Annotated in this window: 20 protein-coding genes and 1 pseudogene; 10 read left to right on the top strand and 11 right to left on the bottom strand. The window is 33.8% G+C overall.

The features are described from left to right. Positions 1-10 precede the first annotated feature (10 nt). The 6 genes and pseudogenes from EAG08_RS01195 (at position 11) to EAG08_RS01170 (ending at position 4,889) form a co-directional block, all read left to right on the top strand. Positions 11-439, top strand: a complete 429-nt coding sequence (locus EAG08_RS01195; protein ID WP_123885209.1) for a c-type cytochrome — start codon at positions 11-13, stop codon at positions 437-439. Beyond that, positions 429-1,775 carry a cbb3-type cytochrome c oxidase subunit I gene (locus EAG08_RS01190; RefSeq protein ID WP_129533882.1) on the top strand — a complete coding sequence of 449 codons (1,347 nt, stop codon included), beginning with the start codon at positions 429-431 and terminating at the stop codon, positions 1,773-1,775. The genes EAG08_RS01195 and EAG08_RS01190 overlap by 11 nt, the downstream gene beginning before the upstream one ends. A gap of 89 nt (positions 1,776-1,864) precedes the next feature. Then, positions 1,865-3,657 (top strand): annotated as a pseudogene (gene nrdD / locus EAG08_RS01185) (anaerobic ribonucleoside-triphosphate reductase). Continuing rightward, positions 3,644-4,108, top strand: a complete 465-nt coding sequence (nrdG, locus tag EAG08_RS01180; protein WP_072408857.1) for an anaerobic ribonucleoside-triphosphate reductase activating protein — start codon at positions 3,644-3,646, stop codon at positions 4,106-4,108. Before nrdD ends, nrdG begins: the two are co-directional and overlap by 14 nt. Before the next feature lie 134 nt (positions 4,109-4,242). Then, positions 4,243-4,587, top strand: a complete 345-nt coding sequence (locus tag EAG08_RS01175) for a Crp/Fnr family transcriptional regulator (RefSeq protein WP_129533881.1) — start codon at positions 4,243-4,245, stop codon at positions 4,585-4,587. Then, positions 4,584-4,889 (top strand): Crp/Fnr family transcriptional regulator, encoded by a 306-nt coding sequence (locus EAG08_RS01170; protein WP_129533880.1) that lies wholly within the window; start codon positions 4,584-4,586, stop codon positions 4,887-4,889. The genes EAG08_RS01175 and EAG08_RS01170 overlap by 4 nt, the downstream gene beginning before the upstream one ends. Positions 4,890-5,141: 252 nt before the next feature. Here the strand turns inward: EAG08_RS01170 and EAG08_RS23040 are convergent, their stop codons facing one another. Next, positions 5,142-5,300, bottom strand: coding sequence for a DUF3817 domain-containing protein (locus EAG08_RS23040; protein WP_129533879.1), 159 nt, complete (start codon positions 5,298-5,300; stop codon positions 5,142-5,144). 286 nt (positions 5,301-5,586) lie between these two features. On the opposite strand from EAG08_RS23040, the gene EAG08_RS01160 reads away from it, so the two are divergent. After that, on the top strand, positions 5,587-6,012 hold the full coding sequence (locus EAG08_RS01160) for a hypothetical protein (RefSeq protein ID WP_129533878.1): 426 nt from the start codon (positions 5,587-5,589) through the stop codon (positions 6,010-6,012). A 218-nt stretch (positions 6,013-6,230) separates the two neighbouring features. On the opposite strand, the gene EAG08_RS01155 is transcribed toward EAG08_RS01160, so the two are convergent. The 5 genes from EAG08_RS01155 to EAG08_RS01135 form a co-directional block, all read right to left on the bottom strand. After that, positions 6,231-6,992, bottom strand: coding sequence for a GEVED domain-containing protein (locus EAG08_RS01155; RefSeq protein WP_129533877.1), 762 nt, complete (start codon positions 6,990-6,992; stop codon positions 6,231-6,233). Positions 6,993-7,090: 98 nt separating this feature from the next. Beyond that, a complete protein-coding gene (locus EAG08_RS01150) occupies positions 7,091-7,786 on the bottom strand; it encodes an ABC transporter ATP-binding protein (protein WP_129533876.1) in 696 nt (231 codons plus the stop codon). Continuing rightward, a complete protein-coding gene (locus EAG08_RS01145) occupies positions 7,780-9,126 on the bottom strand; it encodes a DUF3526 domain-containing protein (RefSeq protein ID WP_129533875.1) in 1,347 nt (448 codons plus the stop codon). The genes EAG08_RS01150 and EAG08_RS01145 overlap by 7 nt, the downstream gene beginning before the upstream one ends. After that, positions 9,126-10,571: an ABC transporter permease gene (locus EAG08_RS01140; RefSeq protein WP_129533874.1), complete on the bottom strand. Its 1,446-nt coding sequence runs from the start codon at positions 10,569-10,571 to the stop codon at positions 9,126-9,128. Before EAG08_RS01140 ends, EAG08_RS01145 begins: the two co-directional genes overlap by 1 nt. 3 nt (positions 10,572-10,574) lie before the next feature. Beyond that, a complete protein-coding gene (locus tag EAG08_RS01135) occupies positions 10,575-12,893 on the bottom strand; it encodes a TonB-dependent siderophore receptor (protein WP_129533873.1) in 2,319 nt (772 codons plus the stop codon). Positions 12,894-13,038: 145 nt separating this feature from the next. Between EAG08_RS01135 and EAG08_RS01130 the strand changes: the two genes are divergently transcribed. From EAG08_RS01130 to EAG08_RS01120, 3 genes are all read left to right on the top strand, one after another. Beyond that, entirely contained in the window at positions 13,039-13,230 is a 192-nt protein-coding gene (locus EAG08_RS01130) for a hypothetical protein (RefSeq protein WP_129533872.1), read from the top strand. Between the two features lie 1,183 nt (positions 13,231-14,413). Then, the gene (locus EAG08_RS01125) at positions 14,414-15,349 is read left to right on the top strand and encodes a pectate lyase (protein WP_317126298.1); all 936 of its coding nucleotides are present in this window, start codon (positions 14,414-14,416) and stop codon (positions 15,347-15,349) included. A gap of 213 nt (positions 15,350-15,562) precedes the next feature. Further along, on the top strand, positions 15,563-16,114 hold the full coding sequence (locus tag EAG08_RS01120) for a hypothetical protein (RefSeq protein ID WP_228446703.1): 552 nt from the start codon (positions 15,563-15,565) through the stop codon (positions 16,112-16,114). A 424-nt stretch (positions 16,115-16,538) separates the two neighbouring features. On the opposite strand, the gene EAG08_RS01115 is transcribed toward EAG08_RS01120, so the two are convergent. The 5 genes from EAG08_RS01115 to EAG08_RS01095 form a co-directional block, all read right to left on the bottom strand. Next, positions 16,539-17,660 carry an NAD(P)/FAD-dependent oxidoreductase gene (locus EAG08_RS01115; RefSeq protein WP_129533871.1) on the bottom strand — a complete coding sequence of 374 codons (1,122 nt, stop codon included), beginning with the start codon at positions 17,658-17,660 and terminating at the stop codon, positions 16,539-16,541. Positions 17,661-17,796: 136 nt separating this feature from the next. Next, a complete protein-coding gene (locus tag EAG08_RS01110; RefSeq protein ID WP_129533870.1) occupies positions 17,797-20,781 on the bottom strand; it encodes a LodA/GoxA family CTQ-dependent oxidase in 2,985 nt (994 codons plus the stop codon). 380 nt (positions 20,782-21,161) lie between these two features. Then, positions 21,162-22,481 (bottom strand): hypothetical protein, encoded by a 1,320-nt coding sequence (locus tag EAG08_RS01105; RefSeq protein ID WP_129533869.1) that lies wholly within the window; start codon positions 22,479-22,481, stop codon positions 21,162-21,164. Positions 22,482-22,653: 172 nt separating this feature from the next. Then, positions 22,654-23,505, bottom strand: a complete 852-nt coding sequence (locus EAG08_RS01100; RefSeq protein ID WP_129533868.1) for a cupin domain-containing protein — start codon at positions 23,503-23,505, stop codon at positions 22,654-22,656. Between the two features lie 2 nt (positions 23,506-23,507). Continuing rightward, positions 23,508-25,478, bottom strand: a complete 1,971-nt coding sequence (locus tag EAG08_RS01095) for a GMC family oxidoreductase (RefSeq protein ID WP_129533867.1) — start codon at positions 25,476-25,478, stop codon at positions 23,508-23,510. Positions 25,479-25,567: the final 89 nt, after the last annotated feature.

The raw sequence follows: 25,567 nt of genomic DNA, 5'->3' as shown, positions 1-25,567 counted from the left end.
AAAGTACAGCATGCATAAATATTACGTGAGTGTATTTTTTATTTTGGTAGTAATCTACGCATTGTATAGTAAAGAAATCTACACAGAAAAAACCAACTTTGGGTATATTAAATTGTCCTCTAATGCTTTAAAAGGAGAAAATCTGTGGCTGCAGAATAATTGCAACGCCTGTCATCAACTATACGGATTAGGCGGGTACATGGGGCCGGATTTAACAAACGTTTCTTCGCATCCCCAAAAAAGTGCAGAATACTTAAAAGTGATGATGATAAGTGGTGTGAAATCTATGCCCAAATTCAATTTTTCATCAGATGAGCAGGAGTATATTCTTCAATTCTTAAAAGAAGTTGACAGAACAGGCTATTACCCAAACAGAAATGCACAGATAAAATATACAGGTTGGGTTCAATATCAAAAAAAAGAAAATAATGAAAAATAGCACATATCCATTATATTATATACTCGTTGGATTGTTGAGTCTTGCACTTTGCCTGTTGGTTGGGCTTTTATCGGGTGTTCAATATGTTATCCCAGATTTTATTAAAGAAAATCTTCCATTCACCGTTCTAAGGCCTCTGCATACACTTTTTGCATTGTCATGGATTTTTATGGCTGCAATGGGCGGTATTTTTTGGTATATACAAAATGATAAAGTGAATCCTGTAATAATGAAATGGCAGTTTTGGATTTTCTTTATCACGGGAATATTGATTGTCATAAGCTATCTTTTTAAGAAGTTTGAAGGAAAAGAATATCTGGAGTTTCCGCATTGGTTCTACATTCCCATACTGTTGGGCTGGCTTTTATTTGGACTCTATTATTTCCGTGTGATGTGGCGAAATTTTTCTCAGTGGCCGGTCTATTATTGGATGTGGGGAACCGGAATTTTACTAATGATTTTTCATTTTACCGAGGCTCATCTTTGGATTTTACCCTATTTCAGAGAAAATTATATACAGAATTTAACAATGCAGTGGAAGTCGGGAGGCGCTTATGTAGGAGCCTGGAATATGTTGGTATACGGGTCATCCATGTATATAATGGAAAAAAGCAGCGAAAACGACTTTTACAGCCGTTCAAAAACCGCTTTTTTCTTTTTCTTTCTTGGGTTAATTAATGTAATGTTTAACTGGGCACATCATGTGTATGCTGTTCCTAATCCTGGCTGGATAAGATATGCAGCTTATCTTGTAAGTATGACAGAATGGATAATACTTTTACGAATCATATATCTTTGGAAGAAAAACCTGTCGAACGAGAAGAAAATTTTTTATTCATCCTCCTATTCTTTCATGATGCTTTCTGAGCTGTGGATTTTTATTAATCTTTTTCTTGCGATTCTTTTGTCGATACCGGCTTTAAATCTTTTCACCCATGGAACGCATATTACAGTTGCCCATTCTATGGGAACAATAATAGGAATAAATACAACAATTTTGCTTTCATCAATATGCTTCATACTAGATAAGATCAAAGCAATATCAAACAATACCAAAAGATACATAGTAATAGGAACGAAGATTTTCAATTTGTCTTTTATCTGCTTTTTTATAACCTTATTGGTTATGGGAGTTGAACGCTCAAAATGGATTTATTTTTCAGAAAATATCCTGTTTAGTCAATTTTATGATGGCAATAAGCATTTACATATTTTATTTGGAATATTTGGATTGGGTTTATTGCTTGGTATGTACATAATAATTTATCAATTGATAAAGCTTATTATACATATTATTCTAAAAAAAGTAGCCCCAGATTATAATCTTTTAAATTGATTTTAATAGCAGAGTAAAATTAAAATCTTAAAATAAATTTCGATTAATAAAATAGTAAAATACCTTAATATATTATTTAAATTTTAATTATGAAAAATAAATTCACCCGATTAACAAATGAACAGTTAGAAGTAAAATGTAACTTTATAGAAAACTACTTATTATCTTCAAATGCTGCGAGCGGAGCCTTATTCGATTCAAATGCCAATGTTTCCAATAAAAATATTGCAACTATGGAAGCGGAACTGAATAAGGATATTAATATTCAAGTTAACAGAAAACTTATTTCAAATAAAATTAAAGACCTTTTTGGTGATAATCTGGCAGTTGAATACATCAGACAATTGAATGATCATGAGATTTATGTACACGATGAAACCAGCTTAAAACCATATTGCGTGAGTGTTTCTATGTATCCATTACTTCTGGATGGATTAACAAAACTGGGAGGAGAATCTAAAGCCCCTAAGCATTTAGCTAGTTTTTGCGGTTCTTTTGTTAATTTCTTATTTTCAGTATCATCACAATTTGCCGGTGCTGTTGCTACCGTAGAATTTTTGTTGTACTTCGATTATTTTGCTAGAAAAGATTTTGGCGATGATTATATTATAGAGCATCAACAAGTTATTGAAAGTGAATTACAGCACGTTGTATATGCAATTAATCAACCAGCGGCAGCTAGGGATATCAGTCGGTTTTTTGGAATATTTCTTTATATGATAGCTCATATTTTGAATCTATGTTTGGAACATTTGTTTTCCCCGATGGAAGCAAACCAAATTATTCTTCATTAGATAATTTGCAGCAATTTTTTATGCAATGGTTCAACAAAGAACGTTCAAAAGCCATTTTAACTTTCCCAGTGATTACCGTTGCAATGCTTACAAAGAATAAGAAAGTAGATGATGATTCTTTTGCCAATTTCTGCTCCAAAGAATTAAGCGAGGGCAATTCATTTTTTATCTATCAATCGGATAATGCAGATTCATTAGCGAGTTGCTGTAGATTGAGAAACGAAATTTCTGACCATACATTCAGTTATTCTTTGGGTGCGGGTGGTGTTTCTACAGGAAGTATCAATGTAATTACAATTAATATGAATCGGTTGGTTCAGAAAGGAATTTCTCTTGAAAATGTGATTGATAAAGTACATAAATATCAGGTGGCTTTCCGAAGTATTGTACAGGATTATAAAGATGCAGGAATGCTTCCTGTTTATGATGCAGGATTTATATCATTAGATAAACAATTTTTAACCATTGGTATTAATGGAATGGTTGAGGCCGCGGAGTTTCTGAGAATTGAAATCTCTAATAATGACAATTATAAAAAATTCGTCAATGAAAATCTTAAATTGATATACCATAAAAATAAAAAAGCAAAAGAAATTTATGGTTTTATGTTTAACACAGAATTTGTTCCGGCAGAAAATCTTGGTGTAAAAAATGCAAAATGGGATAAAAATGATTGGTTATATGTACCAAGAGACTGCTACAACTCTTATTTTTATATAGTTGAAGACAAAAGTCAAAATCTGATAGATAAGTTTTTCCTTCATGGCAAAGACTATATTCAATATCTTGATGGCGGCTCTGCATATCATTGTAATTTAGAAGAATATCCGAGCCAGGAAGGATTCAGAAAATTATTAGATGTTGCGGCTCATACAGGCTGTAATTATTTCTGTTTTAATATTAAAGTTACAGTTTGTAACGTATGTGGTTTTGTTAATAAGCAAACCGTACATTATTGTACAGATTGTAACTCATCTGATATCGATCATGCTACTCGAGTGATTGGCTATTTAAAGAAAATTACAAACTTTTCAAAAGACCGTCAAAAAGAAGAGAAAATAAGATATTACGGTAATGTTGAAGTATGATTCTTACGATATCGTATTACAGGAAATTCCTAATGAAATTTCACTTTGTTTTACCATCACAGGTTGCCAGTTAGCTTGTGATGGCTGTCATTCGGAGCATCTTTGGAATCCACAAAACGGAACAGATCTTACTCCAGACCTCTTTCATAGTCTGCTTGTAAAGTATCAGAAAGTAATAACGTGCATCCTTTTTATGGGAGGAGAGTGGCATGACCAAAAGTTACTTGAATTAATCTCAATAGCCAAGCAGCAAGAATTAAAGGTTGCATTATATACAGGACTTAATGAAAAACAAATCCGAAGAAAATATTTTGAATTATTGCAAAATTTAGATTTTATAAAAACCGGAAAATGGATACCCAGCCTAGGAGGATTAAATAAATTTAATACCAATCAAGAATTGAAAAATTTAAAATCCGGAGAAATTTTAAATAAGTATTTTATCAGGTAATAAATCTTTGTAACAGCTAAAAGGTAAGTTTTGACAACAATCTTTGCAAGTAAATAGGTATTGGTTTACATTTGTATCACAGCCTTTATTTTAATTATGAAAAAAAATTAGGAGAGTGTGATCACAGTTGTTTTATGTGTAAAAATATATTAAAAGAATGGTGGGAAGCAATCGATATAAAAGGAAATAGTATCAACGTAAAAAAAGGACAGAAATTTATCAATGAAGGTAGTGAAATGCCTGGTGTGTTTTTTATACAAAAAGGATTTGTAAAAGTACATAAACATTGGGGCGATAGGGAAATGATTGTAAGGTTTACCAAGGAAGGAGAAATTGTGGGACACCGTGCAATTTCCTCTGAAAATTTATTATCTCCTATTTCGGCAACAGCAATGCAGGATTCTGTATTGTGTTTCATAGAGCTTAATTTTTTAAGACTTTACTTAAAACCAATTCAACTTTTGCATATGAGCTTATGATGTTTTATGCAAATGAGTTGCTATGGTCTGAACAAAAAATGGGCAGCCTAGTGCATCTTTCAGTAAAGGAGCGCTTCGTAGTTAATCTTATTTACCTTATCAATTATTTTGGATTGGATGAAGAAAATATTTTGAAGATTGAACTAACAAAGACTGATTTAGCCGCCTATATAGGTAGTACTTACGAAACAGTTTATAGAACAATTTCAGAATTGGAGAATGATAAAATCATATCATTCCGTAATAAAATAGTTAAGATTATTAATCTTGAAAAATTAAAATTACATATCGCGAATACCTAAATGAAAATAATAATTAAAGTGTATTAAATAGTATGTTTTTTCAAATCATTTTAAGATTCCATAGCTGTGAAAGTTTATCCAAATCTTCCAGAAAAGTGTTCGAAAATTGAACCTCTGGGGTCGCAAGACAGAGAAGATACTGTTTAAATAGACTATTTGTTGTGGATATTCTTTTTTAAGTTTTTTATGAAGCAGAAAAGGAATAAAAGGGAGAACAGAACCTAATAGATAGACAGCAATTCTAATTAAACTCTAACGGTATTTGACGGATGGAATGACAAGACATACAAAAAATAATTGAAATAAAATTCCGTGAATCCACCGAAAATATTTTAAAGGTATTGCAATGAAGAGTAGAATCAAATAAGAAATACCTTCTACTAAAGCTGTTTTTCTGTAGAGATTAATCATTTTAAATAATTAGAACTGATGTGTTTAAAGTTCTGCTTACAATAATAATAGAATTCATTGTAATAGGCAAAGAATAATCTTGCTTAGTGTTTCAATACTATGTAAAAAATGCAGCAAAGAATATCGTTCTTCAGTTTTTTAACAAATTGAAATTTTCACACAGAGGATTCTCATATTCTTGCTCAGAATTAACGGTCAGTAAAATCGCAGCCGTTGCTGGTTTTGATAAAAATTAATATATGAATATTTCGGAAGTGCTGATAACCTCATTGATGAGTATATCAGAATGAAGGATTATTGGAGTGTAATAGACGAAAAAGAGATTAATCAAAACCTTCCAGCATCTGCAAAAGATCTTTTAGAATTGGTTTTGGTGAAACAGTTTGAAGGCTTGAGGAAAAACAAAGAATTACAGAAGATTATGCTTTGGCAACTTTCTGAGAATCGTCCTATCCTTACACGATTATATGAACAGCGAGAAGAGGTTGGTCAAGGCTTACAGGCTAATATGACAGAGCTAAATTTTTGTGATAAATCTGAATACTACAGAGCAACGGTTGCCTTAGTTCTTGCCGGAATTTATCACTTAAATCTTTGTACAGTAACAAAGCGCAGTACTTTTTTTGGTTTTGATTTAAATTCTGAGGATGACAGAAAAAAAATTGAGAAAGCGATCATTGATATATCATCTTTTGCGCATCAGATTAGATAACTTTTGATCTACAATAATGGAAAGCTAAATGCCACACATTTTAACGTGTGGCATTTCTTTTTTAAATTGAAATCCTGATCATTCTTTTATGATAAATTACTTTATATGATAATCCATTCAGAATGAGAAAGCTTTTGAAATCAGCTTCCTCTGCAGATAAAAAATTCAATTATAGTTGACATATCATCTTTAAAAAGTTGTATGGATTATTGTTGCGGTTACTTTTTCAATATCTTCAGTGTTTTAAGACTATCTTTAAATGTCAAAGTAACCAAATAGCTTCCCGCGGGAAACTGTATAAAATCTAATTTGATGTTTTTTTCTTCTGATAGATCTTTGTTGAAAAGTAGTTTTCCTGCAATATCATACACCTTATATCCTGTAATACTTTTGTTCGAAGATACATTTAAATCGCTATGAACGGGATTAGGATAATATTTTAGATCCATATCCTTGGACACCTCATTTATCGATAGATTGTTATTGATAATTTCAACAGTATAATCTCGCGTTTCGCCGGAACCGAAACTACTACAAGCATTATTTGCAGATATTGTACTTCCGTAAGCCCTTGATCTTATTCTCATTTTTATACTTCCAGATGGGACAGTTGCCGGTATAGCAAAAGAAGTGGTGTTCTGAGTATTCATAGAATTGACCAATACAGTAAACTCATTGGGTTCGAAAACATTGTTATAATTATAATCAAGCCATACCCCAATAATGGCTTCAGAAGATGTAGAAGTATACAAATTATAGGACTGACCCGCAATAAGTTGTGCGGTTGTATTTCCGGTAGGAGGGTATTCGTGGTAAAATGCAGTTAATCCTGAAAAAGTATTATGATCCAATGAGGTGCTTTCAATTTTAAAGGTGATGAAAGCTGGGTCGATATCACCTCCAAGATTACTTGTACAAATCGATTGGGCTTGGTGAAAAAGGCTTACCAATAGTAAGCTGAATGTTAAAGATAATTTCATAGGTTTATATATTATTTTGTTTAAATTTTTTCAAAAATTGTTCAAGTTTTGATTTTCCAGTTATACTGGTTTTCACAATGAATTACACAGGTATTGTTTTAAATAGTCTTAAGATATAATTCCTGCAGTTCTGCAGCACTGAAGGCTTTCGAAGGTACATTTTGTACCAATTCTCCCTGGCGCATGATACCAATATTTGTGGACACACTTGCTGCATTAAATATATCATGAGTAGCCATTAAAATGGTACGTCCTTCTTCTCCTAACTCGCGGATGATTTCAGTAAATTCAGCAGTAGCAATAGGATCGAGTCCACTGGTCGGTTCGTCAAGGAGCAGAACTTTTGCATCCTTGGTCAGAGCAATAGCTATCCCCACTTTTTGACGCATTCCCTTGGAATAACCTCCCAAAAGTTTATTGTGTGCTGCTTCCTGTAATCCTGTTCGTTGCAGCAATTCGGAAAGCTCATTTTTAGAGTAAGTAAAACCTGCGATTTTAGAGAAAAAGTCAAGATTCTCGATTCCTGTCAGATTGGGGTAAAGCAATACGGTCTCTGGAATGTAAGCCAGATGCTTTTTAATTTTCTGAGGTTCTTCCTTGACTGAAATATTATTAATAAAGGCGTCTCCTGATGTAGATTGAATCAATCCTAAAAGAATGTTGATTGTTGTGCTTTTGCCGGCACCGTTCTGTCCGAGAAGTGCAAAGACCTCACCTTCCTGAATTTCGAGATTAAGGCATTTGAGTGCCGTAAAATCATTATATTTTTTATGGAGATTGATTGTTTTTAACATAGTTTTCTGAATTTTTGTTGTGAAAGAATTGTTAAGAGGATAATTAAAATAAAGTAGGGTAGGAAAACCTGTAATAGATTTGTTTTTTCAGCATCGCTAAAGGTTTTAACCGTGTGTTTGCTCCAGTCAATGACATCAGCTTTTTGTTCCGAGAAGATATACGGATAAAAGAACAACCTTTGTTTTTCGTGGAATGTTCTTAAACCTTCTGCATACTGAAGTTGATTTTCCATACCTGTTTTGGCAAGCTGACTTTGTACCAGTTGGGTGTGAATAGTAGGGAAGAGATATCCCAAATACACCGAAGCATCATTTCTCCTTTGCATTTTCATGTGATATTGCTTCGACGATTCTTGCGATTCCGCGTCTCCAAGATGTTGCATGGCATAATACCATACATAAGATGAAGATATATTTTCGTCAACTTTATATTTGCTGAACTGAGGATAGATTTGATAAAACTTCTGCATAGTCGGTGCTTTCGCTTCATCCCATTTGTTGTGATACCCTTCTCGCTGTTCAATTTGTGCCTTGAGCCCTTCATTAATAGGATATATTTTTTGTATAATCATATTTCCTGTCATCGGAATAATAAAATTCATACTGATCCAGCAGATGATCAGAGTAAGTGCATTCGAGGCGGATGATTTCTGAAAACCGATGATCCAGCGGCAGAGTACAAACCAGAAAAGGATATAAAGCAATCCTGAAATAATAAAGATGATGAATGGAATATCAATAGAAATTTTGATGAATAATACTGCCATGATCAGCAGTAGGAAATATAATGCAACAATCACTATACATCTTATAATTATCTTTGCATCGATCAGTTTCCGGAGATTAGTGCTTTGAACAGAAAGCAGCTTCCATGTTCCTTTTTCCTGGTCTTCGGAAATGAGATTAAAACAAAAAGCAATGATGACCAAAGGAAATAAAAAAATCAGTACAAAAGTGAAATCGAAATTTCCTACCGCTGCATTGGCAGGATTGAAAAAGTCCGAATTGTTCTTCTGTTCTTCTAGGTTACGAATAGTTACCCCTCGTATGGAAGGCTTTAAGTCTCTCAGTCCAATGTTTAGGGAAGAGAGTTTTGGCGTTTCATTGACAAGATTAAATTTTACGTAATAGAGAAGAAGGCCTAAATTATCGCTGTGTGCAGCTATATTTTTTTCGAGACTTTCTTTTTGATAACGGGCACTTTTGTTAATGATGTCTTCATTTTTATCCAGGAACTTTTTCCCGGTGTACAAAGAACTGAGTCCGGCAAGAAATAATATGATTAAACATATAAGATAGGACTTGTTTCTGTAAAACTGCTTATATAAGTAATGGTTCATTATATTAATTTTAAATGTTTAGCACTTAGTTCTATCATCGCTACACAGATTAATAGCCAAAATAAGACGGCTGCAAGTGTTGTGATCTGCTGCCAGATACTTTCTTTTAAGCTGGTAAATTCATATTTGAAATCAGGAAACTGTTTCCATTCTTCGCTGCTGACGGTTGACGATTTTTCACCTTTCGAAGGTTGATTATTGCTGATATTTTCAATCTGTAAATCATTCATGTTCTGAGCTAGCTTATAGCGGTATTCTTCAGCTTGTTTTTGAAAATTTTGGTAGGCATAATAATCAGTCCCTGCTGCAGTCATCGAAAGATTTTTGATGGCCATGACCGGATTGATAAATCCTAAAATTTCACCAAGTCTCTGTTGCTTTTTATATTGTATCTGAAGCTTTTCCAAATTGCCTTCATATATTTTAGAACTGATTTTTTCTCCTTCTTTCATCACGAGTCCACTATAATTGATAGGGAGTTCATCAGTAGTTTTCACATGGTATCTGGCAAGAAGCGAATCTTTGATGTGTTTAAAATGGGGATCATTAGGATTATGACTGTCACCGACTTTTAAAACCTCTTTTTCCACCTGTGTTTCAAAAGCGATTCGTGAAGGCGTCGGATACAAATTTTGAGAAGTAAACTGAATTCCTTTTGGTAAGAAAATTACTAGAATCAGCCAACAGCCGATAAGACTGATTAATGAAGCTGATGTGTTTTTGCTATTTGCTGAAATTAATACCGTTAAAGTGCTAAAGAAGAAATAGTAGATCATATACGAAGGAGCTATGATTACTAAACGCATCAGGATATCTGCTGCGGTGGTGGTTTCAGACAATAATGCTGCTAAAAAAACAACGGGTACAACTGGTAGTAAGAATAATAAGGAAAATTGCCACAAACCAAGAATTTTCCCCCACAAAATATCTCGCGCTGATGCACCTTGAACATTGAGGATTTTTAATGTTGCATTCTCCCGTTCCTGAACAACAAGTCCGAACCCTAAAAAAATAATAATGATCGGAACAATCGTCTGAAGGATGAATGCACTGCTGAACGTTCCAAAACGCACCAGAATACCTGAACTTCCTGCTTCCGAAAGATTGGCAGTATTTTGTTTATGGGCTTCAAGGAAAATTACATTTCCCAGGTAATCATCCAATCCCGTATCAAAGATGGTCAAGGGATGACCTATCCTGAATACGAGATAACCGTAATGCGCCATTCGGTGTGGATGTTTATCGGGTCTGTGTTCCCAATTCTCTCGGGTTTCTTTTCTGTATTCTTTAATATCCGAAAAGTTTTCACTGTATTTTGTAAATCCAATCACTATGCTGATAAAGCAGAAGAGAATGACTGTCATTGCAATCAGCAGATTTCGTTTCTCCTTAAAGAGATCCTGCCTGGTTTTTCTTACGATGAGTTTAAGGTTGGAAAAAGCCATAATTTAAAGTTTATAAGTTGCGGTAAATAAATAATTTCTTGGAGCACCAGGAAAAAGCCTTAGATAATTCTGTGCTCCCACCCAATATGTTGTATTGGACATATTGTTGACGTTGAGAGCCAGCTGAAGTTTGGTTTGCGGAACGGAATAATATAGGGCGGCATCCAAAGTGGTATATGCCGGAAGCTCAAAACTTTTGGTGTACCAAGGAATCTTTTTGCTTTGATATAAAATTCCTGTTCCGATTCCGAAGTCTTTTAATGCACGAATTGCAGAAAAATTATATCTCGTCCAGATGTTGATAGAGTTTTTGGATGTATTTTCCTTCGCCAAACCAACCAATTCAGAGTTGGAATCATCTACAACTTTTGCATCGATGTAGCTGTATCCGGCATAAAGATGCCATTGTGGAAGTATATATCCGGTCAGTTCGGTTTCAAAACCACGGCTTCGGTCAGCTCCACGCTGGATCAGTTGATCAGGTTCTGCAGGATTGTTGGCGTTGACCAGAATGTTTTTCTGATTGATCTCATAGATTGAAAAACTGGCATCAATCTTTCCGAAAAGTTTGGTTTTGACACCCAGTTCCTTCAGGTCAGAAATCAATGGTTTAAATAGCGAAGCAGAGACTGTCCCGGTAAATGATGCAGTTCCGGGCATAAGTGAGATGGTGTTGGATTGTGGCTGATATCCTGTGAGAAAGGTTCCGTAGATATTGGTGTCTTCACTAATACTGTACGTTAAACCGATACGGTAAAGAAGCTGCTGATTGTTATATGAATTTTCCTCCGGTTTCTTATAATTCGTTCTGTCCTGAAACCATTCCTGTCTCAGTCCTGCCAATAGCCTGAACTTTTTCCAGGTAACCAAATGCTGTATATAGGCAGCGTGGGTCGTGGTCAGAGCGGTTGGCAATGGATTAATGACATTGAGTATGGAATAATCATTTCCCTGATGGTTTAAAGCACCTGGTGTAAGATCAAAAGGACTGACGTTGGGTTTGGGGATAATGATACCATTGTATATCAAGGTTTGGTACAGTGCAGCATTTACAGGATTAAAAGATGCAGTGACGGTGCCGTCTTTCATCAGATAACCTCTGGCGGCATCCTGTTTTCCACCGCTTTTTTTCTCCCAGATATGGCTGTCATATCCCAACAAAGTCTGATGTTTGAATACTCCCGTTTTGTAGCTGAAATTAAAATAAGCGTTGATGTTATCCACTTCCCAGTGCTGTACCCTCTCCAGATACTGCATCATCGCAAGGCTCGAAACAGGATTGTTGTTGATATCGGGAGCAAAAGAATTGGTGGTTCTGGTTTCATGGGTATTTTCATTCCAGAACTGTTTCATATAGGATGCATTAAAGCTGATATGCTTGTTGAAATGATGCGCAAAACTTCCCATTAAAGTAAGATCTTTTGTTTTAAAAAAATCAATAGGGGCACCAAGATTAAGGCTGATCGGTGTACTGTTGAGATTTGTTTTTCCGGCTACTGCGCCAAAAATTGGTTGACCTCTGTCCAGATTTCCGTTCATCTCATTGAAGATCATTTCCAGATTGAGCGATGTTTTTTCATTGGGAATAAAAGAAATGGACGGAACAATTAAAAACCCCTTATTATTTACATTATCCCGAAATGACTGGCCATCCTGATGTGCACCGTTGAAACGGTATAGTAGTGTTTTGCTTTTATTTAACGGACCGGTAAGATCCGTGGTCAGGCGATACGTATCAAAGCTTCCACCCGATAAACTTACTTCGTACCGATGGTTGAGCAGTGGTTTTTTGGTCACCATATTGATCGTCCCTCCCGGATCAACACTCGACATGGTAATGCTTGCCGGCCCTTTGAAAACTTCTACCCGCTCAATGTGGGACGTCATCGGCTGCAAAAAATAATATTGTCTGGTACGCATTCCATTGATGATCTGTCCTTCCTCATTCTGGCTGATACCACGAATGCTGTACTGATTATAAAAACTTGCATTGGAAACACCAGCCACATTTTTAAGGACATCTCCCAATCTGAAGGCCTGTCTGTCATTGATCAATTCTTTAGTAACGGTGTTCAGAGTGAGGGGTAGATCTTTATTCTTCATTGCGATCTTTGTAGCAGCAAATGAATAGTCGGAAACATAATCCTGAGATCTCCTTCCGACGATCTCTACCGTCTGGATGGTTGCTGAAATCGAATCTTTTTCGGCTTCCTGCGCATTAAAGGCAATAGGAAATAACAGTAAACTTAAGCCTGTTAATCGACAAGGCTTGATGGAAATAAAATAATTTATTTTCCACGAAATACAATAATTAAGTGACATAGAAATAGGTAAAACAGGTATGAAAAACCCTAATGGTTAATGATTAATCGCTTCGGTTGCTGTAAAATATACACGCGGCGATAGTTACAGATCGGAAAATCTGTAATAGGAAATAGTTTCAGCTGAAATCATTCAGCGATAACTTATGAAAAATAGGGTGGGGCTCTCGACGAGAAATAATCAATCAGGCGACGGTATTCGACTGCCTTTAGATGCGGTATTACGCTATGATCTATATTTTGTAAAGCAAAATCTAAATTCTGAATCTCAGGAAAGAGACATGAATTCATTTGCAGATGCAAAGCACATTGACATTGATCGTCCTGTGAAAAATTAGCACTTTTCTCATCTTTGGAATTCTTTTTCTCAACATGTTCTGAGGTCAAATGCTTTGCATGTTCCAGACATACTGAGATTCCGCTGACATTCGCTAAAAATATGAGCAATAAGGAAAAGACAAAAAAATGTTTAACTATTTTTTGCATAAAAGATGTGCAAATATAGTCAATATATTTTGCTGGGATTAAAAAAGGATATTAAACTTGTATAATATGGTTTTAAACCATTAATTATTTTTCTGAAATCTGTAAAGTCTTTTTGAACTGTAAAACCTTATGATAATAGTAATAAGCATTTTCAACTCATTTTTTATCAGTAATTTTTGAGCAAAATTGTAAATTCTTTTATTTAATTTTTTTTTCCATACTGATAATTAATTTCTACAGCCTTGTCGCAAAGAAGATAGGTAAAATATGATTTTTGACAACTTTTCTCATCCTTATAAATTTCATTATCCTATGTAATCCTCAGTTGCCAGCTGTCCCACTTTCTTATTTTATGGACATAGGGATTAAAAGTACATTTGATCTTCACCTTTACCATTTATATTCCGAACGATTAATAAAGTATTAATTATATTACAAAATACTCAATTCTCTAAAGCAGTCCTTGAAGTTATTGCTTTAGAGAATTTTCCACTTATTGCACAAAACCTTGCTGCTTTCTTTTTAGTTAATCTCATTTTTCACTGCAATTATATATCATTGAATGTATGATAGCTTTTGATGACATATTTGGGGACAAATGTCGTTTTGTATTAAATTGGTGATTTTCTCCTCGAAAGCTTCTCTTGAAATTGCGATGTCTTTAATCTTACAAAGAGGATTCTAATAGGATTTTGATAATACGAAAAAGTTAAGCTGGTTTAGTATTGTGAATTTTATAAATTGTAATCGATTTCTCAATAAATATGTGTAGCATAATTATTTTATTTGTATATAATAATAATTTAATTAAGGTATTAATTAAATTTTATATATTTGAATGAATCAAAAAATATTAGCTATGAAATTCAAATTCAGAACCACATTATCTGTGGTTGCAGTAAGTGCTGTCTTGGCATTCGTATCATGTACAAACGCTGATCTTGACCCTGTTATTACAGAAAAGAAAGGCAATGTTTCTCAAAATTCTTTGGTAGAAAAAACTGTTGTTCCTTTGGCGAATTGCATAGCACCGGGATGGGCTTCCCAAAATGGGGGACTACTGGTGGTGGTACAGCGGCTGAAACTACGGTCACTAATTTTGCACAGCTCAAGTCAGCTGTTGAAAGTTCAAGTGTGAAAGTCATTAAGGTTGTTGGAACTATTACGATAACAAGCCGTTTATCGCTTCAGGATCAAACAGGAAAAACAATGTACGGTGCTAGTGGAGCGAAGCTGGTATCAACCAATCAGACACAGAGTGGATCCGGTATTATTAACATCAAAAGATGCAACAATATTATCATCAGGAATCTGATTTTCGAAGGACCTGGAGCTTATGATACTGATGGCTGGGATAATGCAATTATTGATGATTGCCGTAATGTATGGATTGATCATTGTGAGTTCAGAGATGGGGTAGATGGAAATTTTGATATTAAGAATAAATCAAACTTCATCACCGTATCTTATACCAAATTTCACTATCTTAAGGCTCCAAAACCTGGAGGATCAGGGGGAACTGATGATCACCGATTCTCGAATCTCATAGGATCCAGTGACGGTGCTACCGCTGACGCAGGTAAGCTAAATGTTACATTCGTCCGTTGTTGGTGGGCTCAAGGATGCAGAGAACGCATGCCTAGAGTACGTTTCGGGAAGATTCACATCCTTAACAGTTACTTCAACAGCACGGTAAGCAATAAATGTATTGCTGCAGGAGTTCAGGCAAATATTCTTGTTGAAAGAAATGTCTTTGAAAATGTTAAGCAGCCCATTGATCTTATGAGCGGATACACGGCGGTCACAGAAACAGGAAGTACTTTCACCAATGTGACAGGCAATAAAGCAGGAAGCGGTACAGCATTTTCTCCTCCTTATACCATTGCAAAATTACCTGTAGGTTCTGTGAAGTCTGATGTTATGGCAAATGCAGGGGCTACTTTAAGTGGTAATATTTGTGAAATTTTTTAGTGTAATATATTGTTTATCAAAGAATCATACGGATGCTCAGCCTAAAAGCTGGGCATTTTTGTTATCAATTAACGGATTTTCATGTTTGAATTGATGTATTTTCTTCACTAAATGATTTATTTTCTTAGTTTTGTGACTTTGATCCCTTGTGAGTAGAATCATTACAGTTATGTTACAAGAAATATCATTAAAAAACACAATTAAATTAGAGCTATGAAAAAACAATTTTATTTGATATCATTCGCTTTACTATCTATATATGGAATGGCGCAAGATAAGAATGTTGAAAAAAATATTACTGGTGCTCAAATAGGGCTTTTCGGTTTAGATTTTTATAATGAAACAAAGATTGCCAGCAAAACCACTTTGCGGCTGGAGGCTAGTTTGTTTCCTGCGATTTGGGGTGGAGATCTTTATGGAAAAACGGGCTTTGTTTTCTATCCTTCATTTACATTACAACCAAAATATTATTACAATATTTCTAAGCGCGCTGAAAATGGAAGTAAAACGAAAAATAATTCTGCTAACTATGTCGGATTACAGATTCGTTATATACCGGATTGGTTTGTTATCTCCAATGCCAAAAATGTGAGTCTTTCAAATCAAATCAATGTGATACCAACATATGGATTCAGAAGGAATTTTGCTAATAATTTTAATTATGAGTTTAGAGTAGGATTAGGAATTGGTACAGCATTTACAACTAATAACAATGTTACCGAAGCAGTATTGGATTTAAGTTTTAAAATTGGATATGACTTTTAAAAAGTAAAAACAAAATAATATAGATGATTTTTTCTAAATTATTGATTTTTTGATCAGTATTGAGAAATTTCACCTTTGAAAACTTTTATTATCAAAATGAAAGGCAATTATATACTTGAATGTACCGAATCAAAGAACTATAATTTCACTTATTTTATAATCTAGTTTATTGGTCAATAAGTAGTAAAATTGGTTTTTTATGTAAAATTACAATTTGGTACATTCAAGTATATGGTCACCTAAATGTAGGCAACTATATATTTTCCTGCACCAAATAGATGATGTTCTTAAAATTATTTTTAATTGAGGCTGATTACAATTTTCATGAAAATAGGTAAGAAATTTTCTGTTGGTACATAGAAGTAGATAGTCACCTTGGAATTAATTTTAAGTAAATCTCATAACTTAATTTCATCAATCATGCTTATTTAAGATAGTGACGCCTATTCCAAAATAATTGGTTGGGCCATCTTTTTTCCATCCTGTAATAGATGTAATGATGATATTCATAATGAGACCAAATATTTTCTGCAATACGATTGTATTCTGCTGTAAATGCATTTTTAATGTTTTCTGATAAGGTATGAACGACATTCGATTTAATTATCAATTTGGAGTATTGTGCGGCCATTGCTAAAGCATTAAACATTCCTTGAGAAGATAATGGGTCAAAGGTTAAGCATGCATCTCCAATGGATATCCAATTCGATTGTATTGGAAATTTTAGATAGGACGAATGTGATGCTTTTGTACCTAAAAATTCATAATCTAATATTTCTTCTTTAATTTCTAAAATTTTAATTAAATCTTTTTCAGCTAAAAAATAATTTTTAAAAAATTCTCCATCTTTTGTCAACTTTTTATCACATAAATCGGAATCTGTAAAGAAACTGATCAAGTGTTTATTATTAGGCAGTTTGGTAATATACCACCATCCATTTTCAACAGTATAGATTGTAGAAAGTTCTTTTATAGTTGGAATGTGTATACTTCCATGAATCCCAATAAGTTGATCTTTTTTGAGATGCTTGATGTTCATTTTTTGAGCCATCAAACTTCTACGTCCTGAAGCATCTACGATAAATTTAGCGTGATAATTATTTTCAAAACCCTCCTTTGTCTTTGTGATAAAAGCCCATTGTTGAGACTCTTCTAAAACACTAACAATATTTTCTCTAATGATTTTAATACCTCGCTCGCTTGTTATTTTTTGTAATTCATTTACAAAATTATTCTTATCGATAGACCAGCCGTGACCTTCAGGATTCTGTATGCTATCTTGCATGATAGGATGAGGGGTTCCCCAATATGACTGCATACCAATTGTAGGTTTGCCAACCAATGGATTTTGCATTATTGCATCAATATCAATTCCTAATTCACTAAAAATACGTCTACTGGATGCAACTAAAGTTTCCCCATGTAAAACATTTGTGTTCTCTGGTTTTTCAATGACTAAAATTTTGTAAAACAAATGGAGGTGCAGAGCAGCGATACAGCCTGCTATACCTCCTCCAATAATTATAATGTCAAAATAGTTATTCATTATTAAGAATTAAAACGTCTTCTAAATCTTTCATGAATAGTTACTATTTTTTCATTTGGTTTAACATATTCTATTTGTAAATTTTCATTCATTTCTTGAACTTTTGACAGTAGATTTTCTAATGCTTCTGAGTTATTTAATATATGCTCCGCTTCTTTTTTAGATCTTCGTCAATTTGTAATCTGGAAGAATTTAATACATTATCTGATATTATTTCAATTACCTTATCTTTTGCGACATTATCTATTAGATTTTGTCTGGTCTCTTTTAAAATGATATTTATAATTTTAGTGTATGAGCTGGTTAAAGCAACTTGTACCGTATCTGGAACTTTAGTGTTATCATTATTCGTATTTGTTTCGTCTAATTTCATAGGTAACACTGTGCCCACAGAATCAAAATGAGTAATCATTTTATTAATAATCTCTTGATATGGGGAATAAATGGTGGGTTTACCCGGTAAATCTTCTAACCACTCAAAACGTTGATTAAATATCTCTAATTGCTCTTCTGGATTTCCTTGTTTTTCTTGTAAAGCTTTAAATTGCTTGTAAGTAATAATTTCATTAGGCACTCGTGCTGGCCAAAATGTTGGAATATAAGAGTCATATGAACTGTCGTATCCGTCTTTACAAGAGGCTGTATCTGTTTGCCAAGGAATAGCCATCCAACGTGTTATACCACCTGCAACTTGAAATTCGAAAGGGTTAACTATTTTATTAAGTAACGTTTGATCTATAAAAGGACCGTAATCAAGGTTGTCTTTAATAAGATGATCTTTATCAAATTTAAATCTAAAAGGAGAATCATACATAGAAGATATCCTTACCGGCCATGTCATTTCGCAACCTGGATGGAAAGCATCTGCTAAACAAAAATCTAAAGCAGCTCTTGTAAGTAAGTCAGCTTGCTCCTCTACAGGATATTCATCTAAAGGTTTAGGACTAATATAATTGGTTTTATATTTATCCCAATCATCAATAAAATTACCATCTACCCATTGCTGCAACATTTTGATTTGCAGATTCGTAAGTGTACTATGCTGTCTAGGACTTCCGGTTCCTATTATTTCCGTAGCATCTCCATATAGCCAAGGCCATAAAGCTGGAGATTGAGAACCAGGGAGATCAAACTGCCTAAACTGATTAAACATTTGTCTTCTGAATTCTAAGTTATTCATAGTTCCGTCTCTTAATTTTTCAATCCATATATTTTCATTGAAATTATAAGCTCCATTGAACCCAAAAGTGGTTAAAAAACCTTTGTTTACCCACTGTAGCTCTGTCATTCTCTTAAAGATAGGAAATATATCATAAGAGAATGAAGGACTAAGTGGAGAAGGCAAATTAAGTTCTCTTACAGATAGATCTCTCATTAAATCCCACATTGTTCTTACCGATTGTTGTACAGGAGCATAATCTGGAGGTGCACAAATTACCCAAGCAGGTTTTACATTGATTTCCTTATTATTGAATTTTACAATTGCTGTTACTGGTCCATCAGAAGTGTCATCATACCAGCCATCATTATTTGCAAAATCTAAAGCAATTTCATTTTTAACATTTTTGGATATACCTTTACCTCCAAGTACATGTAACCTTTTGGAATTTGGTGAATTTTTATCAAAAAACATTTCTCCAAGATAAACTTCTGTGTTTCTTAAAAATTTCCCTTTAAATTTTGCTGATTTGTTGATCGATTTACTATTTATATTTTTTACACCTCCATCAATAACGAGGCTCATACGATCTAGGATCTCTGAATTTCTTTTAAATGAATATTTATATTCATCTTCATTGGCTTCCGGAATATCTAATGCAAGATTAAATTGATACCAAGCTGCTTTTTGGTTGGCCAAATGGCACGACCAATCAATTTCAACTTTGTCTTTAATATGAGGGTGGGTAAGTTCTTTTACAACTTCTCCTTTAATATTCAGACCATATATTCTAAATTCTGCTGCTTGTCTTTTAATTTTGCCTTCTCTATCCCTATAAAAAGAAAGATCATTTGACATGATGGGTTCTGGAACTTGTGGCCCTATATAGTACTCATCACTATTTCCTACACGCATAATGCCTATTGAAGGATATATTGCAGCACTCACAATTTCGTGGTCAACTATTTTTTCATCTTTATTTTGTGCATGAAAAGGGCAAACTTCTCCTTTTGGTTCTCTGAACTCTAAGGCATTAGCACTGTATCTAGTTTCTGCACCATATTTGTAAACATCTCTTCTTGCTTCAGCAATGCTACCTAGAGGTTGATTCAATGAATTTATACGCCAACAATTAAAATTAATATGATCACCAAGTTCTTTCATTCCAATCAGATTCAAATCTTGTTTGGGAAGGTTTAATCTACCAATTTCAATAAAACTTTCATCCCATTTTAATTGTAGATCATCTGCTATTTTTTCATCGATCTCTTTAATCTGTCCTTCAAGAATAAATTGGAAAGAATCATTAGATAATTTTTGCTGTAAATCTTTAGCGAGATAATCTTTCTGCTTCATAATGACAGGGAAATTTTCTTCAACTGCTGGTTTAAGCCGTAGTTTTATCATATGTTTTTCACCTAATCGGAATGGGATGATAGGGTAGTATGCAGTAGTTAAACAACTGTCTTCGTATTTTTCCATTTGGTCTAAAATACGTTTCACTTCTTTGTTTTCTCTATAATATTCATTTAATTGGTTGATATCACCAGAAGAGGAAATTTGAGTGAATTCTACCATTTGTTGTGCATTTTGAGCAAAAAACACATCAATATTTTGAAATATAAAGTCTGTATTTGCTCCGCCAAACCCTTCAGCATTATTCGGTAGATCAAAGATCTTTAAACCCAAACCAATGGTAGACTTTACATCTGTTTTTTTAGGGGCTGTATCACTTGAAAAACGCAGTACACACTTGAAATTATCTTTAATTCCAAAGAAACCAAGATCACCTACTAATTTTTCAACCGGTAAGTTATTGGTTAAACTTAATTCTCCATGTACTACACCATGTTGTTTTCTGAATACGGCTCTTGGTGCTGGGTTTGCTCCATTTTCTATCATAACTTTTTGGTACGTATCTATGAACTGAGCTTTAAGATCGGATATGTATTTTTTTTCCATTTTTTTTAGTTCTAATTAATTTGTTATTTAGCTCACAATGGTTTTTGTAGAGCTACTTTTGTCTTAAATACTGGATCGAATTTGTGTCTTCCTTTTTTGGACTTGTTTAAAGTAAATATTTTTAAAATTAAATATCGATCCAGTATTTTAAGGGTATTATAACTACTTTTTAAGTAATTCTCTAGCTTCTTCACGAGATGATTCCCTTATGCTGTTTTTTAACATATTAATTTCATCTATATTATTAGAAGATTTTCTTTTATCAATATTCAATTCTTTATGAATGTCGGTTTTGGCTGCTCCTTGACTTGCTAATAATGCTGCTTTTAATTCTGCGTATTTCTCAAATAAGTGTGAGCTAATTAAAGGGGACTTAACATTTATTTTTTTGATGTATTTGTCCTGTATAAATTATTATTCATCGAGTGACAAGTAAAACAATTCATTCCTTCTTTTTGGAATGTGGTTTCCATAGTGATATTTGCTAAATTTAAACTACCAAAACTTTGTCCATTACCGGTACCATATGGTTTTGATAAATCTCCATCTAGCAACTCATTAATTGGAGCATTCGTTTTTGACCATATAGAGCCGACAAATTTATAGTTCGCCCATATTTTAACTTTATCATTTGTAAGGGCTTTTTTAGCTAATTCGTTACTAGATTTAATCATTGTAGCAAAATCTTTATCTTCTTTAATAACCTCCATTCCTTGAGATGCCTGATTGTATCTAACTCCTTCAGGATTGGATTGAAATACTTTGTTTTTAACTTTTGGAGTAAGAGTGGTCTTATCTTGAATAATTCCATCTTCTGTATTTCCAACAGCGTTTCCATCGAATAATGTGTATTTATCTGATTTAGAATTTACAGGGTCTCCGTGAAAACTTGTTCTATCTGGTGCTAAATCTCGTTGATCAAAAGTTGACCACACGCCTTCAGGGTGCTCTGCTGTAACTGTAAATATATGAAAGCCAATCATAGACATTCTCTTTAGCTCAGCGTTATTATAATTTTCGTAAAAATTTTTATTAGGTTGATTAACAATTGCAGTTATATTAAAAGTTTTTGTAGAATCTACTACTTGAGATGTTTCTATCCAAGCTATTTTAATTTCGGTAGCACCAACTAGATATTGATTTTTACTCTCACGGATAGAGCGCTTTAAGCTGTCATTTTTTAGTATTTCAGCTGCTTGGCTAATAATTGATGATGCATCGTCTGAATTAAACATCTCTAATATTCCGTCATTAGCATGTATCGAATATCTTACAAGAGAATTGCTCTTGCTACTCAATTTTGTTCCGTCTGCTTGTTGATACAAATCTAAGATTAATGGTAATTTACCATCTTTTATGTATGAAGATGGTAATCCTTTCTTTTTTAAAGGATCTATTTTTATTTCTTCACCAAAATCATTAACCTGTTTTAATTCTTTCATAAATACAGGAACATTATCTTCGGTATTTGATGTTAACCATAAAAATTTTTGCCAAGACCAGTCAACAAACATTTGATTATTGTTAAGAACTATAGTATCAACTGTATTTTTAATTTCGTTATTCTTATTGTAATCTTCAAAAATACTTGCTAAGCTTGTTTTAGTTGTAGAGTAAGGCTCTTTTTTACAAGATGTAAGCCCCAGTAAAGTAGCTGTTGTAATGCTCAAAAGCATCAGTTTTTTTAATTTTAGTTTCATGGTTATTTAGGTTATTAAGTTATTAGTTTTTTAGTTTTTTTGAGTTGATTATCGTTAAATGATGACCAACAGATAAAAGTGATCCATTTTATTTTGAGAGATATAGAACATTATTAAATAATACCTCATTCAGAAAGATGCCAAATGAGGTAAAGGTCATTAATTATAAAACTTAAGAAAGTTCATCGATTACATCAAGATATTCTGGAAAAGTATGTTTCAAATCATCCAAAAATGCTTTTCTTTCGTTGCTATCTGCTGGTAAAGAAGTGCTACAACCTTCATAAAAAGCTGGAGCTAAGCTGCAACTGCTTAAATTAAAATCTTTACTTACGACTTCAGCGCCAAACCATGTGTTTTTGGGCACCACAACTTGTAGTTTTTCGTCTTTAGCAATATTTTTACCTAAAGTCTTAACGGTTGCCGTTTTTTTTACCAAATCGAAAATATAAATTTGCAAAGCAGAACCTTCATGAAAAAACCATTGTTCATCCATTGCGAGTTTGTGTAATTTTAACTTCGGAAGATTATCTATTAAAATAAAATTCAAAGAATAGGTACTGTCTTTATCGGCTTCGTGAGTATTGTCAATGCCAAAGTACCCTACACGATCTACCATTTTTAGTCCTAAATCTTTGATCCAGGCTTCTTTAGTTTTTTGTAAAGAGAAATTAACGGTTGTACCTAGAATTTCAGATTTGTCGGTTGTACATCGCCATAATCCTTTTTGGGTAAGAATGGGCTGTTGAGAGCCGTCTGGTAATTCTATTAACTCACGATGATTCAATAATGGGATTTCTGATTTTCGGACCGCTTCATCATCTTGTACATGATCTGCTCTGTCATCAATTGTTCCTACGATTTCCGAGACAGAACTTCCTACTAATTTTGCGAAATTTTCGTTGCAAAATACAAATCGGGAATCAACATCTTTGATGCAAGTATAGACCCCATCCATATTTTCTACAGATTGTAAATCTAGACTTACTTCTAACAGGTTATCAGTTTCGTTAGTATTCATCATGATTAAAATTTAGATTGATCAATTAATTCAAGAATAGCTGTAGATTCTGTGTTTTCAGATGTGGGTTGTTGCTTTTCCTTAGCTGCAATTCGTTTATCAGCTAATTGTAATGCCATTGCCGTCATGGTTAACGTAGGATTCCAGGCACCGCTTTGCGCCCATAATGAAGCTCCTGTTATAAATAAATTCGATACAGGCTTGCCTTGATTTATCAGTTGATAATCTAAATTTACTACTGCCTCAATTTTTTTATTATCACGATCTACATTATTATTTTCAATGGGTAGAGTAGAACCTTCGTGTACCATTGCCGGTACATGGGGATATCTTGTACGCTCTTCTTTTTTTACCCATGAGTTTTGGATTGCATAACGTTCAGGCAAAAAATCTGTACCACTTACATGACATTCTTGATAATAGTTCAAATCACTATACCAATATTCAGGATCATCAAATAAATAGTCAAGAATATTATAGGTCGTTTTACCCATATCATCCCAGGTTTTTTTATCTTTAAGGCTAGGATTACATCTTAGTAAACTTCCTGTAGTCGCATCTGAATCTTTATTAGCGTTAAAAGATGCGTATTCATTATGAATATCTAATTCGCCTAAGATAGCACACACTAATATTACATAATTTTCTGAGTCTTTCAATTGTTCTGGAGAAGCAGTAGATACAACATCAGGCATATAACGCATTGCCAGTTCCTGATTTTTATTCGGATTTGGATCATGAATAATCGACAATTGAATATGAAACTGCTGACCATTTTCTGCAAAGAAAGGCAGATAAATCGCTCCCATCTGTAAATTGCGATTTTCTATTAACTCTAATAATTTATCTTTCTTTACTCTTGCTGTAATAGCAGAAATTGTATGAGCTGTAAAATGCTTACCTGCCGATTCATGGTTGAATGATTTTTGAATCAACGTCGCAGGTGGCATAGCTCCGGTTGCTAATATCAATTCTGCATTATTCAATGCAATGGTACCTCTTGATGTTAATAATCCATAAGCTTGATTATTTTCATTCAAAATTTCTTCTACAACACATTCAGTAAGAATGTGTAATCTGTTGGGATACATGTTATTGCCTTCTTTTCTTCTTTTTTCTGTGTCAGAATCCACATTTTTGGTTGGAAATGCCGTACTGTCTACCAAATTAAGAATAGCTGTTGGGGTTGAGAATTTGTTAAAATCAATCCCTTTATTTTCACCATCACCACAAGCCAATGACGCATATTCTACCTTCATGAGTTTTGCGCGCGTCAGACTTTGAGAGTTAAAAGCGTCTTTCTTTTTAGCAAATAGATCGTGAATAATATCTTGCAATGTCCCATATTCTGGTAATCGTAATTGATCTAAATTATTTTCCAGTCCCAACTTTTTTAAATTCTTAGAAAAAGGCAATGCATTGGATTTATGAACATGCAATAATTTGATCGCATCATCAAAGTAAGAAGTCTCACCATTTTTTTGCGTTAAAGAATTAAATAGTACCGGAGACCATTTCTCGACTTGTGCTTTTTCCGGTTGAGGGCACCAAGCACTCCACAAGAAGCTTCTGCCTCCAAAATAAGGTAACATTCCATGTTGCGTTACACGATAAGGCGCTTTTTCCAGCATGGTAGACTGAGATAAACTCCAAGGGAAAGTTTCAGAAATTGGCCCGACCAATTTTTTATAGCTCGCTCCTAAATTCTGAAAATGGGTTGGTAGTAAAAAGCCTCCACGCTCTACCATGAGAATTTTGGCTTCTTTGTCTTTTTCTAAAATTCTTTTAGCAAAGGCATATCCGCAGAAGCCTGAGCCTATAATTACATAGTCATAAGAATTATTTTCTTTTGCTTCTTTCCACTGACCGTCTGTTAAGAAATAAGCATGATTCATGATGTCCTGAATGTCAGGTCGCTGAGGTCCCGGAGTTGGATATCCATTCCCAAGATTTTTTGATGATGCAAAATTTGCCATGGTTTTTAGTTTATTTTATGATTTTTATTGAAGTATAAAAGATTTTGTAGTGGGTATTAGTTTGCCATACTGTAATTTTCTACATGGTA

This window comes from Chryseobacterium sp. 3008163 (assembly GCF_003669035.1).
GTDB lineage: Bacteria > Bacteroidota > Bacteroidia > Flavobacteriales > Weeksellaceae > Chryseobacterium.
This window is presented reverse-complemented; position numbering and strand designations above follow the sequence as displayed.

Coding starts and splice junctions, on each gene's coding strand:
- EAG08_RS01195 (WP_123885209.1), top strand. CDS start 11: ATGCATAAATATTACGTGAGTGTATTTTTTATTTTGGTAGTAATCTAC.
- EAG08_RS01190 (WP_129533882.1), top strand. CDS start 429: ATGAAAAATAGCACATATCCATTATATTATATACTCGTTGGATTGTTG.
- nrdG (WP_072408857.1), top strand. CDS start 3,644: ATGTTGAAGTATGATTCTTACGATATCGTATTACAGGAAATTCCTAAT.
- EAG08_RS01175 (WP_129533881.1), top strand. CDS start 4,243: ATGTGTAAAAATATATTAAAAGAATGGTGGGAAGCAATCGATATAAAA.
- EAG08_RS01170 (WP_129533880.1), top strand. CDS start 4,584: ATGATGTTTTATGCAAATGAGTTGCTATGGTCTGAACAAAAAATGGGC.
- EAG08_RS23040 (WP_129533879.1), bottom strand. CDS start 5,300: ATGATTAATCTCTACAGAAAAACAGCTTTAGTAGAAGGTATTTCTTAT.
- EAG08_RS01160 (WP_129533878.1), top strand. CDS start 5,587: ATGAAGGATTATTGGAGTGTAATAGACGAAAAAGAGATTAATCAAAAC.
- EAG08_RS01155 (WP_129533877.1), bottom strand. CDS start 6,992: ATGAAATTATCTTTAACATTCAGCTTACTATTGGTAAGCCTTTTTCAC.
- EAG08_RS01150 (WP_129533876.1), bottom strand. CDS start 7,786: ATGTTAAAAACAATCAATCTCCATAAAAAATATAATGATTTTACGGCA.
- EAG08_RS01145 (WP_129533875.1), bottom strand. CDS start 9,126: ATGAACCATTACTTATATAAGCAGTTTTACAGAAACAAGTCCTATCTT.
- EAG08_RS01140 (WP_129533874.1), bottom strand. CDS start 10,571: ATGGCTTTTTCCAACCTTAAACTCATCGTAAGAAAAACCAGGCAGGAT.
- EAG08_RS01135 (WP_129533873.1), bottom strand. CDS start 12,893: ATGTCACTTAATTATTGTATTTCGTGGAAAATAAATTATTTTATTTCC.
- EAG08_RS01130 (WP_129533872.1), top strand. CDS start 13,039: ATGAAAAATAGGGTGGGGCTCTCGACGAGAAATAATCAATCAGGCGAC.
- EAG08_RS01125 (WP_317126298.1), top strand. CDS start 14,414: ATGGGCTTCCCAAAATGGGGGACTACTGGTGGTGGTACAGCGGCTGAA.
- EAG08_RS01120 (WP_228446703.1), top strand. CDS start 15,563: ATGAAAAAACAATTTTATTTGATATCATTCGCTTTACTATCTATATAT.
- EAG08_RS01115 (WP_129533871.1), bottom strand. CDS start 17,660: ATGAATAACTATTTTGACATTATAATTATTGGAGGAGGTATAGCAGGC.
- EAG08_RS01110 (WP_129533870.1), bottom strand. CDS start 20,781: ATGGAAAAAAAATACATATCCGATCTTAAAGCTCAGTTCATAGATACG.
- EAG08_RS01105 (WP_129533869.1), bottom strand. CDS start 22,481: ATGAAACTAAAATTAAAAAAACTGATGCTTTTGAGCATTACAACAGCT.
- EAG08_RS01100 (WP_129533868.1), bottom strand. CDS start 23,505: ATGATGAATACTAACGAAACTGATAACCTGTTAGAAGTAAGTCTAGAT.
- EAG08_RS01095 (WP_129533867.1), bottom strand. CDS start 25,478: ATGGCAAATTTTGCATCATCAAAAAATCTTGGGAATGGATATCCAACT.